Below are 12,581 nucleotides of genomic sequence, written 5' to 3'. Positions count from 1 at the left end.
TATGACGCAGAAGATCATTAAGGTTGGCGGTATTGAAATTGCCAATGACAAGCCGTTCGTGCTGTTCGGCGGGATCAACGTTATCGAATCCCGCGATCTGGCCATGCGCGCTTGTGAAGAGTACGTCCGGGTCACCGACAAGCTCGGCATTCCCTACGTGTTCAAGGCCAGCTTCGACAAGGCCAATCGCTCGTCCGTGACCTCATTCCGTGGCCCAGGCCTGGAAGAGGGCATGAAGGTCTTCGAGGAAATCAAAAAGACCTTCGGCGTACCGGTGATCACCGATGTGCATGAGCCGCATCAGGCGCAGCCTGTGGCCGATGTCTGCGACATTATCCAGCTGCCGGCGTTTCTTTCGCGGCAGACCGACCTGGTGGTGGCCATGGCCAAGACCGGCGCGGTGATCAATATCAAGAAGGCCCAGTTTCTCGCGCCCCAGGAGATGAAGCACATCCTGACCAAGTGCGAAGAAGCCGGTAATGACCAGCTGATTCTTTGTGAGCGTGGTTCCAGCTTCGGCTACAACAACCTGGTGGTGGACATGCTCGGCTTCGGCATCATGAAGCAGATGAACTACCCGGTGTTCTTCGACGTGACCCACGCCCTGCAAATGCCGGGTGGCCGCGCCGATTCCGCGGGTGGCCGCCGTGCTCAGGTCACTGATCTGGCCAAGGCCGGCATGAGCCAAGGCCTGGCCGGGTTGTTCCTGGAAGCCCATCCGGACCCGGACAATGCCAAATGCGACGGCCCTTGCGCCCTGCGTCTGGACAAGCTAGAGCCGTTCCTCACCCAGCTCAAGCAGCTGGATGACTTGATCAAGAGTTTTGCGCCGATTGAGACTGCCTGAAACGGCAAATCTCCGGTAAAGTGCCATTTGTATACAATCTGAATAAATAGTCAGTACATGTTGTGCTCTGGAGTCACTGCCAGCGCGCAATGAGTGTGCAACTCGGTACTACCCTTTTCGTCAATTTTTTGGAGTGCTACACGCAATGGCAAAGATCGTCGACATCAAAGGCCGTGAGGTTCTCGATTCCCGTGGTAACCCGACTGTGGAAGCCGATGTAATTCTCGACAGCGGCATCATCGGCAGCGCCTGCGCGCCGTCCGGTGCCTCTACCGGTTCGCGTGAAGCGCTGGAATTGCGTGATGGCGACAAGAGCCGTTACCTGGGCAAGGGCGTGCTGAAGGCCGTGGCCAACATCAATGGCTCGATCCGCGACCTGCTGCTGGGCAAAGATGCCACTGACCAGAAAGCCCTCGACCTGGCGATGATTGCCCTCGACGGTACCGAGAACAAAGCCACCCTGGGTGCCAACGCCATCCTCGCGGTATCCCTGGCTGCGGCCAAGGCTGCTGCACAGGCCAAGGGCGTGCCACTTTACGCGCATATCGCCGACCTGAATGGCACTCCGGGCGTCTACTCGATGCCGGTGCCGATGATGAACATCATCAACGGCGGCGAACACGCCGATAACAACGTCGATATCCAGGAATTCATGGTCCAGCCGGTTGGCGCCAAGACCTTCGCCGACGCGCTGCGCATGGGTACCGAGATTTTCCACCACCTCAAGGCTGTGCTGAAGGCCCGTGGCCTGAGCACCTCCGTGGGTGATGAAGGCGGTTTCGCGCCGAACCTGGCGTCCAACGAAGACGCTCTGGCTGCTATCGCCGAAGCCGTGGCCAATGCTGGCTACAAGCTGGGTGATGACGTGACCCTGGCACTGGACTGCGCCTCCAGCGAGTTTTTCAAGGACGGCAAGTACGACCTGGCTGGCGAAGGCAAGGTGTTTGACGCTGCTGGTTTTGCCGACTACCTGGCTGGTCTGTCCGAGCGTTACCCGATCATCTCCATCGAAGACGGCATGGACGAGTCCGACTGGGCTGGCTGGAAAGTCCTCACCGACAAGATCGGCAAGAAAGTACAGCTGGTGGGTGACGACCTGTTTGTAACCAACACCAAGATCCTCAAGCGCGGTATCGACGAGTCGATCGGTAACTCGATCCTGATCAAGTTCAACCAGATCGGTACCCTGACCGAGACGCTGGAAGCCATCCAGATGGCCAAGGCTGCCGGTTACACCGCCGTGATCTCGCACCGTTCGGGTGAAACCGAAGACAGCACCATCGCTGACCTGGCGGTCGGTACTGCTGCTGGCCAGATCAAGACCGGCTCGCTGTGCCGCTCGGACCGCGTGTCCAAGTACAACCAACTGCTGCGCATCGAAGAGCAGCTGGCTGGCAAAGCACCTTACAAAGGTCGCGCCGAGTTCCGTGGTTGAACCCAGGCATGGTAAAAGAGGGGCGGCGCGAGTCGCCCCTTTTTCGTTCGGAAGCTTTCTACGCTATGCGCAATAACTTTTACTGGGTATTTATCGTGCTGATTGCCGTGTTGGCAGGCCTGCAGTATCGCCTGTGGGTCGGCGATGGCAGCCTGGCACAGGTGGCCCAGTTGCAGCAGCAGATCGCCGATCAACAGGGCGAAAACCAGCAGCTGCAAGAGCGTAACCGGATTCTCGAAGCCGAGGTTCTGGAGCTGAAAAGCGGGATGGAAACCGTCGAAGAGCGTGCGCGGCACGAGCTGGGCATGCTTAAAGAGGGCGAAACCCTCTATCAGTTGGCTGAATGAATACCTCTGAATTACCCCCTTTCTGGGCGCTAATCCCTGCTGCCGGTATTGGCAGCCGGATGCGCGCCGATCGGCCCAAGCAGTACCTGCAACTGGCCGGCAAAAGCATTATCGAGCACACCCTGGCGTGCTTTCTCGAGCATCCGCAGCTGCGTGCGGTGGTGGTCAGCCTGGCGGCGGATGATCCCTACTGGCCGGCCCTGAGCTGCGCGCATGATCCACGCATCCAGCGCGCCGATGGCGGTGCCGAACGCGCTGATTCGGTGCTCAATGGCTTGCTGCGTTTGAGTGAACTTGGCGCTCAGGAGCAGGATTGGGTGCTGGTGCACGATGCAGCGCGGCCTAACCTGGCACGTAGCGATCTCGATCTGCTGCTCAGCGAACTGGCCGATGATCCGGTGGGCGGCCTGTTGGCCGTGCCGGCGCGCGATACGCTCAAGCGTGCTGGTGCTGATGGCCGGGTGCAAGCTACGGTGGATCGCTCAACCATCTGGCAGGCTTTTACCCCGCAGATGTTCCGTCTTGGCGAGTTGCAGCGAGCGCTGGCTGATGCGTTGATCGCCGGTGTGGCGATTACCGATGAGGCCTCAGCTATCGAGTGGGCCGGGCAGGCACCGCGCCTGATCGAGGGACGTGCGGATAACCTGAAAGTCACTCGCCCGGAAGACTTGCGCAGTCTGGCCAGTCTTTGGCACCTGAAGAGCTAGCGATACTCGCTGCGCTGTGCCAACCCTTGCTTAAGAAACTCCACCAGCTGCCGCACCTTGGGCGAAAGGTGACGTTGCTGTGGATACAGTGCCCACACCGCAGTGTCCGGCGGTTGTTGGTTATCCAGTAATGAGACCAGTGCGCCGCTGCGTAAATGCTCCAGCACGTAATAATCCGGCAGTTGGCACAGGCCAATGCCGCGCAGCGCGGCTTCCAGCACCGCCTGGCCGCTGTTGCAGCGCCAGTTGCCTTGCACCCGCAGGCTTGAATCGCGGCCGCTGGCCTGAAAACTCCAGAGATCCGAACTGCCGATCAGGCAGTTATGCCGCGCCAGTTCCGACAGCGAATGCGGGCGCCCGTAGCGTTGCAGGTACGCCGGGGCGGCGCACAGATACATCTGTCGTGGTGCCAGGCGTGTGGCCACTAAGCGCGAGTCCTGCAAGCGACCGAGGCGGATGGCCAAGTCGAGGCCTTCATGCAGCAGATCGAGGGTGCGATTGCTCAGCTCGATGTCCACCCGCAACTGCGGGTGCAGCACCATAAAGTCGGTGACCAGCGGCACGATAAAGCGCTCGCCATAGGCCACGGCGCAGGTCATGCGCAGCAGGCCCTTGGGTTCGCTGCCCAGGTCGCCGACGGCGCGCAGGGCTTCCTCGCGGGCATCCTGCAGGCGTTGGCAGTGCTGCAGAAAAGTTTGCCCGGCTTCGGTCAGCGCCACGCGCCTGGTGCTGCGGTAGAACAGGCGGGTTTGCAGGCGCTCTTCCAGACGGGCGATCTGCCGGCTGACCTGGGATGACGACAGGCTCAATCGCTCGGCGGCGGCGGTGAACTGGCCGCATTCGGCTACGGCGACAAATTCATCGAGGCCTTCCCAACGGTTCATACGGATGTCCTGTGGTGGGTTAATTGTCCCTGTATAGCAAGAATGTTTTGTTTTTTGTTGGATTATCTATCTGCATCACTGATCTACACTCTGCGCCACCGTCGAATCCGCTGGAGAGCGATCATGATCAAGTCCCGTGCTGCCGTAGCCTTTGCCCCCAATCAGCCGCTGCAAATCGTCGAAGTCGACGTGGCGCCGCCCAAGGCTGGGGAAGTGCTGGTGCGCATTGTCGCCACCGGTGTGTGCCATACCGATGCCTACACCCTGTCGGGTGAGGATTCCGAAGGGGTATTCCCGGCGATTCTCGGTCATGAAGGCGGTGGCATCGTTGAGGCGATCGGTGAGGGCGTGACCTCGGTACAGGTGGGTGACCACGTGATTCCGCTGTACACCGCCGAATGCCGCGCCTGCAAATTCTGCAAATCCGGCAAAACCAACCTGTGTAGCTCGGTACGCGCCACCCAGGGCAAGGGTCTGATGCCGGACGGCACCAGCCGCTTCAGCTACAACGGCGAGCCGATCTACCACTACATGGGCTGTTCGACCTTCTCCGAATACACCGTGTTGCCGGAAGTCTCCCTGGCAGTGATTCCCAAGGACGCGCCGCTAGAGAAGGTCTGCCTGCTTGGTTGCGGCGTGACCACTGGCATCGGTGCCGTACTCAACACCGCCAAGGTGGAAGAGGGCGCTACCGTGGCGATTTTCGGCCTCGGTGGTATTGGTTTGGCGGCGATTATCGGTGCGAAGATGGCCAAGGCCTCGCGCATCATCGCCATCGATATCAACCCGGCCAAGTTCGAGGTGGCCCGTGAGCTGGGGGCGACTGATTTCGTTAACCCCAAGGATTTCGCCAAGCCAATTCAGGAGGTCATCGTCGAGATGACCGACGGCGGCGTGGACTACTCCTTCGAGTGCGTCGGTAATGTGCAACTGATGCGCGCCGCGCTGGAGTGCGCGCACAAGGGCTGGGGTGAGTCGGTGATTATCGGCGTGGCCGGTGCCGGTCAGGAAATCAGTACTCGTCCGTTCCAGCTGGTCACCGGCCGCGTCTGGCGCGGTTCAGCGTTCGGCGGGGTCAAGGGCCGTACCGAGCTGCCGAGCTATGTGGAAAAGGCGCAGAAGGGCGAAATCCCGCTGGACACCTTTATCACCCACAACATGCCGCTGGATGACATCAACAAGGCCTTCGACCTGATGCATGAAGGCAAGAGCATCCGCACCGTTATCCACTTCTGATCACGCTGGGCGGCTGTGATGGCCGCTCACTGGAGGCCTTATGACCTTGGAAAATATTTCCTGCCAGAAGAGTGCCGGTGGATGGCACAAGCGTTACCGCCACCGCTCGGCGGTGCTGGGCTGCGACATGGTGTTTGCTGTGTATCTGCCGCCGCAGGCTGAGCAGGGCGGTACATTGCCGGTGCTGTATTGGCTGAGCGGTCTGACCTGCACCGATGAGAACTTTATGCAGAAAGCCGGCGCGCACAAGCTGGCGGCCGAACTGGGGATGATCATCGTTGCGCCGGATACCAGCCCGCGCGGCGCCGATGTGCCGGATGATCCGGACAAGGCCTGGGATTTCGGTCTGGGCGCGGGCTTTTATCTGAACGCCACCCAGGAGCCCTGGGCGCGGCATTACCGCATGTACGACTATGTGGTGCAGGAACTGCCGGCGCTGATCGAGGCGAACTTCCCGGTATCCGACAAGCGCGGTATCAGTGGCCACTCCATGGGCGGGCATGGCGCGCTGGTCTGTGCGTTGCGCAACCCGGGGCGCTATCAGTCGCTGTCGGCCTTTGCGCCGATCAGCAACCCGAGCAACTGCCCTTGGGGTGAGAAGGCGTTCTCGCGTTACCTGGGCGACGAGCGCTCACGCTGGCGCGAATGGGATGCCTGCGCCTTGCTTGCCGAGGCAACGGAAAAACTGCCGATTCTGGTGGATCAGGGCGATCGTGATGACTTCCTGGAAAACCAGCTCAAGCCGGATGCGCTCAAGGCAGCAGCACAGGCTGCAGGTCATCCGCTGACCTTGCGGCTGCAGCCGGGCTATGACCACAGCTACTACTTTATCGCCAGCTTTATCGATGACCACCTGCGTCATCACGCCAAGGCGTTGTTGAGCTGAACCGCTACTGACCGATGGCCAGCTAGCCGGGTTGATCCTGTAGCTTTCAGTTAGAATCACGCCCTGACTTTTTCAGGGCGTTGTTTCTTATGCGTATTGGCCACGGCTACGATGTGCACCGCTTCGGTGAGGGTTCCTTTATCACCCTGGGCGGCGTGCAGATTCCCCATAAATTCGGCCTGTTGGCCCATTCCGATGGTGACGTGCTGCTGCATGCCCTGAGCGATGCTCTACTCGGCGCGGCCGCGTTGGGTGATATCGGCAAACACTTCCCTGATACCGATCCGACCTTCAAGGGCGCTGACAGCCGCATGCTGCTGCGCCATGTGCTCGGTCTGGTGCATGCCAAGGGCTGGCAAGTCGGTAATGTCGACGCCACCATCGTCGCCCAGGCACCGAAGATGGCGCCGCATATCGAGAGCATGCGCGCGCGGATTGCCGAAGACCTGCAGGTGGGCCTGGATCAGGTCAACGTCAAGGCCACTACCACCGAGAAACTTGGTTTTACCGGTCGCGAAGAAGGCGTTGCCGTGCATGCCGTTGCGCTGTTGGTCGCCCGATGAACGAGCTTGAACTGCTAGGCCCGCGCGCCTATGGCGAACCCTGTGGCACGGCAGTGCTCAAGGCCGTGGCGGAGGACTTTCAGGTCGATGAAGTGCTGGATATTCCCCTGGCCGGCGAGGGCGAGCACCTCTGGCTGTGGGTGGAAAAGCGTGAGCTGAACACCGAAGAGGCCGCCAAGCGCATCGCCCGTGCCGCCGGCGTGCCGTTGAAGTTGATCAGCTACGCTGGCCTCAAAGATCGTCAGGCCCTGACCCGTCAGTGGTTCAGCCTGCACCTGCCGGGCAAAGTTGACCCAGACCTGAGCGCCGCCGAAGATGCCAGTCTGAGCATCCTCAAGCAGGTGCGGCATACCCGCAAACTGCAGCGCGGCGCCCATGCGGCCAACGGCTTTACCCTGCGCCTGACTCAGCTGGCTGCGGATCGTGAGGTGCTGGATCAGCGCCTGACGCAAATCGCTGCCAAGGGCATTCCCAACTATTACGGCTTGCAGCGTTTTGGTTTTGAGGGCGGCAATGTCGCCCATGCCCGGCATTTTGCGGCGAACAAGAGCCTGCCGGAGAAGCGCAATGTGCGCTCGCGAGTGCTCTCGGCTGCGCGCAGCTATCTGTTCAATCAGGTTTTAGCCGCGCGAGTAGCAGCCGGCAGCTGGAATCAGGCGCTGCTTGGTGATCTGCTGGCCTTTACCGACAGCCGCAGCTTCTTTGTGGCCGGCGAGGCGGAGTGCAGCGATCCGCGCCTGGCGATTCTCGATCTGCACCCAACGGGCCCGTTGTGGGGCGCAGGTGTCTCCAGCGCCGGCGGTGTGGCGCAGGCGCTTGAGCAGGATCTGGCCGCACGCGAAAGCGTTCTGGTCGACTGGTTGGCAGAAGCAGACATGACGCACGAACGGCGTATCCTGCGCCTCCCCATTGGCGGCCTGTCGTGGCATTATCCGGAACCTGACATTCTGCAACTGGAATTCGTCCTGCCGGCTGGATGCTTCGCCACCGTCTTGGTGCGTGAGCTCGTCGATCTGTTGCCTGCAGGGCAGACGGACAACCCATGCGTATTCTGATTTCCAATGATGACGGCGTTGCTGCGCCAGGCCTGGCTGCGCTGCATGCGGCGCTGGCCGACTATGCCGAGTGCACGGTGATTGCCCCCGATCAGGACAAGAGCGGCGCGAGCAGCTCGCTGACTCTCGACCGCCCGCTGCACCCGACCACGCTGCCCAATGGCTATATCAGCCTGAACGGTACGCCGACCGATTGCGTGCACCTGGGCCTCAACGGCCTGCTGCCGCAGGTCGCGGATCTGGTGGTGTCCGGCATCAACCTGGGCGCCAATCTGGGCGATGACGTGCTGTATTCCGGCACAGTGGCCGCTGCGCTGGAAGGGCGCTTTCTGGCCCGGCCGGCGTTTGCCTTTTCTCTGCTTTCGCGCATGCCGGATAACCTGGCCACCGCAGCCTATTTCGCCCGCAAGCTGGTCGAGGCGCATGAGCAGCTCGATCTGCCGCCGCGCACTGTGCTCAATGTGAATATCCCTAACCTGCCGCTGGAGCATATTCGCGGCATTCAGCTGACCCGCCTGGGCCATCGTGCTCGTGCTGCTGCACCGGTGAAGGTGGTCAATCCGCGCGGCAAGGAAGGCTATTGGATCTCGGTGGCCGGTGATGCCGAAGATGGCGGTCCCGGCACGGATTTCCATGCGGTAATGCAGGGCTATGTCTCGGTCACCCCGCTGCAGCTGGACCGTACCTTTGCTGATGGCTTCAACAGCCTGCAGCCCTGGTTGGAGGGGCTGCTGTGATCCGCCGTGAACAGGACGAGCTGCACCATCGCGGTATTGGCATGACCTCGCAGCGTACCCGCGAGCGGCTGATTCAGCGGCTGTACGAGGAAGGGTTGTCCAACGCCCATGTGCTGGAAACCATTCGCCGCACGCCGCGTCATCTGTTTGTCGATGAGGCCCTTGCCCATCGCGCCTACGAAGACACCGCTCTGCCAATCGGCAACAACCAGACCATCTCGCAGCCCTATATGGTCGCGCGCATGAGCGAGCTGCTGCTGGCGGCAGGTCCCTTGGACAAGGTGCTGGAGATCGGCACCGGCTCGGGCTATCAGACCGCGATTCTGGCGCAGCTGGTGGAGCGGGTGTTCAGTGTCGAGCGCATCCAGAGCCTGCAAGACAAGGCCAAGGAGCGCCTGACTCAGCTCAATCTGCGCAATGTGGTATTCCGCTGGGGTGACGGCTGGGAAGGCTGGAATGCTCTGGGGCCGTACAACGGCATCATCGTCACCGCAGCGGCGGCCAATGTGCCGCAGGCGTTGCTCGATCAGCTGGCTCCGGGCGGGCGTCTGGTGATTCCTGTCGGTGCAGGCGATGTACAGGAGCTGTTGCTGATCGTCCGTGAAGACGATGGCTTCTCCCGTCATGTGCTGGATGCGGTGCGCTTTGTGCCCTTGCTTAACGGGCCCCTGGCCTGACTCGATTGTTTACGGATGAACCGATGAAGAAGTATTTCCTGCTGTACGCCAAAGGCATTGCCATGGGCGCTGCGGACGTTGTGCCCGGCGTATCCGGCGGCACCGTGGCTTTTATTACCGGTATTTACGACGAGCTGCTGCGCTCGATTGCCAGCGTGCCGGTAGCGCTAGGGCTATTTCTGCGCGGGCGTATCGTCGAGGCCTGGAAGGCTGCCAATGCGACATTTTTGCTGGTGCTGCTGCTGGGCATCATGACCAGTGTCCTGAGCCTCGCTCGTTTGATCACCTACCTGCTGGATGAGCAGCCGATCCCGGTCTGGTCGTTCTTCTTCGGTTTGATTCTGGTTTCCACGCACCTAGTGGTACGCGAAGTCCAGCGTTGGAACTGGACGCGGGTTGCCAGTTTGGTGCTAGGAGCGGCATTCGCCTACTGGATTACCGTGGCTTCGCCGCTGCAGTTGGGGCATGACCCGTTGAGCCTGTTCTTCGCCGGTGCTATCGCTATCTGCGCGATGATTCTGCCCGGTATTTCCGGCAGCTTTATTCTGGTGTTGCTGGGCCTGTACAGCTTTGTGCTGACGGCGGTGAAGGGCCTGGATATTACTGTGCTGCTGATTTTTGTCAGCGGTTGCCTGGTGGGCATTGTTAGCTTCGCCGGAATTTTGCGTTGGTTGCTAGCGCGCTGGCGTGACCTGACCCTGGCGTTTCTCACTGGGCTGATGATTGGTTCGCTGAACAAGATCTGGCCCTGGAAGGAAACCCTGACCTGGCGTGCCGATAGCCGTGGTGAGCAGGTGCCGCTGTTGCAAGCCAATCTCTGGCCTCAACAATTCGCTGAAATCAGCGGTCAGGACCCACAGTTGCTGCTGGCCGTTGCTCTGGCGATTGCCGGCATTCTGCTGGTGCTGGGCCTGGAGTGGCTGGCCGGGCGTAATCCGCAAAGCGCTGGTGATAACCGATAATTGCGGCACAATGCACGCCAGTTAGATGTAAGCAGTTTTGCCCGAGGGGGATGCAGGTGAGTTTCACAGCCATTCAATTGCCGATTCGCGCCAGCAGTGCTCGTACCCTGTTGAGTGGTCTTGTTCTCGGTGCGTTGCTCAGCGCCTGTGCAAGCCCGCCTCCGGGTGGCGTCAAGGTGGTTGACCGTACCCAGGGCGGCGGTACTCAGGCACCGCAGCGCCAGCCGGTCAGCAGTGGCCAATATCAGGTGCAGCGTGGCGATACGCTGTACTCGATTGCATTCCGTTATGGCTGGGATTGGAAAGCGCTGGCGGCACGCAATGGCATTGCACCGCCTTACCTGATCCGCGTTGGTCAGATCATCCGCTTTGATGGGCAGTCTGCCAGTCGCCCGCCTGTAGTGGCGACCGCTCCTGTGGTCAGCACGCCTCCGCCCGGCCGCCCGAGTACACCCATTCAAACCAAACCCTTGCAAACCCAACCGCCGGCACCGGTGAAAACCGCTCCAAGCGTCACCGCGTTACCGCCGACGCAGCGCTCTGCATCGGGTTGGTTGTGGCCTTCCAATGGGCCGGTTATCGGGCGTTTTTCCTCAAACGGCAGTTTGAATAAAGGCATTGATATCGGCGGAGAATTGGGCCAGCCTGTTTTAGCTGCGTCTGATGGTTCAGTGGTCTACGCCGGGAGTGGTTTACGGGGCTACGGCGAATTAGTGATCATCAAACATAGCGATACCTACGTAAGCGCCTACGGTCACAACCGCAGGCTGTTGGTGCAGGAGGGGCAACAGGTCAAAGCCGGGCAGAAAATTGCCGAGATGGGTTCCACAGGAACCGACCGGGTGAAGTTGCATTTTGAAGTGCGCCGCCAAGGTAAACCTGTAGACCCGCTGCAATACCTGCCGCGACGTTGATCTAGCGCTGGCCTGTCTCCACCACGTGGGAGGGACAGGCTTTGGTGTAACCAGGGACTTGGTCACGCTAGGGCTTGCTGTCGAACTCAGCAAGGAATAACAAAAATGGCTCTCAATAAAAAAGAAGCGCCGGAGTTTGACGTCGATGATGAAGTGCTCCTGATGGAGCCCGCTATTGTCCTTGACGATGATTCAGACGAAGAAGCGCAACCGCCACTTTCCCGCAGCAAAGCAAAAGCATCCGCAACCAGCAGCAAGCAACACAAATACATCGATTACACCCGTGCGCTCGACGCCACTCAGCTGTACCTCAACGAAATCGGCTTTTCCCCTCTCCTGACTCCTGAAGAAGAAGTGTTCTTCGCTCGCCTGGCGCAGAAGGGCGACCCTGCTGGCCGCAAGCGCATGATCGAAAGCAACCTGCGCTTAGTGGTGAAGATCGCTCGTCGTTACGTCAATCGCGGCTTGTCCCTGCTGGATCTGATTGAAGAGGGCAACCTCGGTCTGATTCGCGCCGTGGAGAAATTCGACCCTGAGCGCGGTTTCCGTTTTTCGACCTATGCCACCTGGTGGATCCGTCAGACCATCGAACGGGCGATCATGAATCAGACCCGTACCATTCGTTTACCCATTCATGTGGTCAAAGAGCTCAACGTCTACCTGCGTGCAGCTCGCGAATTGACCCAGAAGCTCGACCATGAGCCGTCGGCAGAAGAAATTGCCAACCTGCTGGAAAAACCGGTGGGCGAAGTTAAACGCATGCTCGGTCTGAATGAGCGTGTTTCCTCGGTGGATGTTTCACTGGGCCAGGATTCGGACAAAACCCTGCTCGATACCCTGACCGATGATCGTCCGACCGATCCCTGCGAGTTGCTGCAGGATGATGATCTGTCGCAGAGCATCGACCAGTGGCTGTCTGAACTGACCGACAAGCAGCGTGAGGTGGTGATTCGCCGCTTCGGTTTGCGTGGTCATGAAAGCTGCACTTTGGAAGAAGTTGGCCAGGAAATCGGCCTGACCCGTGAGCGCGTTCGGCAGATTCAGGTCGAAGCCCTCAAGCGTTTGCGGGAGATTCTGGAAAAGAATGGTCTGTCGAGCGATTCGCTATTCCAGTGAGCTTGATGCGTTAACACTCAACCCGGCCTTGGCCGGGTTTTTTGTGCTTGTGTTATATGCTCGCTACTCCTCTCGTGAGAGAAATACATGACGGCAGAAGTTGTTGCGGGCGAGTTTTGTGCGTGCCTATGTAAGCCATTGCTTACAGGGTGCGTAAGCCATTGGTGCGGAATACGGCGGGTGAAGTGCTCTTGTTTGTTTTAAGTTGCTGTTTT

14 protein-coding genes are annotated in these 12,581 nt (G+C 60.0%); 13 read left to right on the top strand and 1 reads right to left on the bottom strand.

Annotated elements, in window-relative coordinates; genetic code table 11:
- Position 1: 1 nt before the first annotated feature.
- The 4 genes from kdsA (at position 2) to ispD (ending at position 3,336) form a co-directional block, all read left to right on the top strand.
- The gene (kdsA, locus tag RHP75_RS14555) at positions 2-847 is read left to right on the top strand and encodes a 3-deoxy-8-phosphooctulonate synthase (protein ID WP_311088818.1); all 846 of its coding nucleotides are present in this window, start codon (positions 2-4) and stop codon (positions 845-847) included.
- 145 nt (positions 848-992) lie between these two features.
- Complete coding sequence (gene eno, locus RHP75_RS14550) at positions 993-2,282, top strand: phosphopyruvate hydratase (protein WP_311088817.1); 1,290 nt, start codon at positions 993-995, stop codon at positions 2,280-2,282.
- 65 nt (positions 2,283-2,347) lie between these two features.
- Complete coding sequence (gene ftsB / locus RHP75_RS14545; protein ID WP_090248365.1) at positions 2,348-2,629, top strand: cell division protein FtsB; 282 nt, start codon at positions 2,348-2,350, stop codon at positions 2,627-2,629.
- Positions 2,626-3,336, top strand: coding sequence for a 2-C-methyl-D-erythritol 4-phosphate cytidylyltransferase (gene ispD / locus RHP75_RS14540; RefSeq protein ID WP_311088815.1), 711 nt, complete (start codon positions 2,626-2,628; stop codon positions 3,334-3,336). Before ftsB ends, ispD begins: the two co-directional genes overlap by 4 nt.
- Here the strand turns inward: ispD and RHP75_RS14535 are convergent.
- Complete coding sequence (locus tag RHP75_RS14535; RefSeq protein WP_233684109.1) at positions 3,333-4,220, bottom strand: LysR substrate-binding domain-containing protein; 888 nt, start codon at positions 4,218-4,220, stop codon at positions 3,333-3,335. The two genes, ispD and RHP75_RS14535, sit on opposite strands and share 4 nt — an antisense overlap.
- 123 nt (positions 4,221-4,343) lie before the next feature.
- Here RHP75_RS14535 and RHP75_RS14530 point away from each other — a divergent pair, with 123 nt between their 5' ends.
- From RHP75_RS14530 to rpoS, 9 genes are all read left to right on the top strand, one after another.
- On the top strand, positions 4,344-5,456 hold the full coding sequence (locus RHP75_RS14530; RefSeq protein ID WP_311088814.1) for an S-(hydroxymethyl)glutathione dehydrogenase/class III alcohol dehydrogenase: 1,113 nt from the start codon (positions 4,344-4,346) through the stop codon (positions 5,454-5,456).
- A gap of 40 nt (positions 5,457-5,496) precedes the next feature.
- The gene (gene fghA, locus RHP75_RS14525; RefSeq protein ID WP_311088813.1) at positions 5,497-6,342 is read left to right on the top strand and encodes an S-formylglutathione hydrolase; all 846 of its coding nucleotides are present in this window, start codon (positions 5,497-5,499) and stop codon (positions 6,340-6,342) included.
- Positions 6,343-6,431: 89 nt separating this feature from the next.
- Entirely contained in the window at positions 6,432-6,905 is a 474-nt protein-coding gene (gene ispF, locus RHP75_RS14520; RefSeq protein WP_311088812.1) for a 2-C-methyl-D-erythritol 2,4-cyclodiphosphate synthase, read from the top strand.
- Positions 6,902-7,960, top strand: a complete 1,059-nt coding sequence (gene truD / locus RHP75_RS14515) for a tRNA pseudouridine(13) synthase TruD (RefSeq protein WP_311088811.1) — start codon at positions 6,902-6,904, stop codon at positions 7,958-7,960. The genes ispF and truD overlap by 4 nt, the downstream gene beginning before the upstream one ends.
- Entirely contained in the window at positions 7,948-8,697 is a 750-nt protein-coding gene (gene surE, locus RHP75_RS14510) for a 5'/3'-nucleotidase SurE (RefSeq protein ID WP_311088810.1), read from the top strand. The genes truD and surE overlap by 13 nt, the downstream gene beginning before the upstream one ends.
- A gap of 41 nt (positions 8,698-8,738) precedes the next feature.
- Positions 8,739-9,374, top strand: coding sequence for a protein-L-isoaspartate(D-aspartate) O-methyltransferase (locus tag RHP75_RS14505; RefSeq protein ID WP_311091950.1), 636 nt, complete (start codon positions 8,739-8,741; stop codon positions 9,372-9,374).
- 23 nt (positions 9,375-9,397) lie between these two features.
- On the top strand, positions 9,398-10,336 hold the full coding sequence (locus RHP75_RS14500; protein WP_311088809.1) for a DUF368 domain-containing protein: 939 nt from the start codon (positions 9,398-9,400) through the stop codon (positions 10,334-10,336).
- Between the two features lie 56 nt (positions 10,337-10,392).
- Positions 10,393-11,250 (top strand): peptidoglycan DD-metalloendopeptidase family protein, encoded by an 858-nt coding sequence (locus tag RHP75_RS14495; RefSeq protein ID WP_311088808.1) that lies wholly within the window; start codon positions 10,393-10,395, stop codon positions 11,248-11,250.
- A 105-nt stretch (positions 11,251-11,355) separates the two neighbouring features.
- On the top strand, positions 11,356-12,366 hold the full coding sequence (gene rpoS, locus RHP75_RS14490; protein WP_311088807.1) for an RNA polymerase sigma factor RpoS: 1,011 nt from the start codon (positions 11,356-11,358) through the stop codon (positions 12,364-12,366).
- Positions 12,367-12,581: the final 215 nt, after the last annotated feature.

Source organism: Pseudomonas sp. SG20056 (genome assembly GCF_031764535.1).
Taxonomy (GTDB): domain Bacteria; phylum Pseudomonadota; class Gammaproteobacteria; order Pseudomonadales; family Pseudomonadaceae; genus Aquipseudomonas.
This window is presented reverse-complemented; position numbering and strand designations above follow the sequence as displayed.

Excerpts from the sequence above, each read along its gene's own strand:
- kdsA (WP_311088818.1), top strand. The coding sequence starts at position 2 with ATGACGCAGAAGATCATTAAGGTTGGCGGTATTGAAATTGCCAATGAC.
- eno (WP_311088817.1), top strand. The coding sequence starts at position 993 with ATGGCAAAGATCGTCGACATCAAAGGCCGTGAGGTTCTCGATTCCCGT.
- ftsB (WP_090248365.1), top strand. The coding sequence starts at position 2,348 with ATGCGCAATAACTTTTACTGGGTATTTATCGTGCTGATTGCCGTGTTG.
- ispD (WP_311088815.1), top strand. The coding sequence starts at position 2,626 with ATGAATACCTCTGAATTACCCCCTTTCTGGGCGCTAATCCCTGCTGCC.
- RHP75_RS14535 (WP_233684109.1), bottom strand. The coding sequence starts at position 4,220 with ATGAACCGTTGGGAAGGCCTCGATGAATTTGTCGCCGTAGCCGAATGC.
- RHP75_RS14530 (WP_311088814.1), top strand. The coding sequence starts at position 4,344 with ATGATCAAGTCCCGTGCTGCCGTAGCCTTTGCCCCCAATCAGCCGCTG.
- fghA (WP_311088813.1), top strand. The coding sequence starts at position 5,497 with ATGACCTTGGAAAATATTTCCTGCCAGAAGAGTGCCGGTGGATGGCAC.
- ispF (WP_311088812.1), top strand. The coding sequence starts at position 6,432 with ATGCGTATTGGCCACGGCTACGATGTGCACCGCTTCGGTGAGGGTTCC.
- truD (WP_311088811.1), top strand. The coding sequence starts at position 6,902 with ATGAACGAGCTTGAACTGCTAGGCCCGCGCGCCTATGGCGAACCCTGT.
- surE (WP_311088810.1), top strand. The coding sequence starts at position 7,948 with ATGCGTATTCTGATTTCCAATGATGACGGCGTTGCTGCGCCAGGCCTG.
- RHP75_RS14505 (WP_311091950.1), top strand. The coding sequence starts at position 8,739 with ATGACCTCGCAGCGTACCCGCGAGCGGCTGATTCAGCGGCTGTACGAG.
- RHP75_RS14500 (WP_311088809.1), top strand. The coding sequence starts at position 9,398 with ATGAAGAAGTATTTCCTGCTGTACGCCAAAGGCATTGCCATGGGCGCT.
- rpoS (WP_311088807.1), top strand. The coding sequence starts at position 11,356 with ATGGCTCTCAATAAAAAAGAAGCGCCGGAGTTTGACGTCGATGATGAA.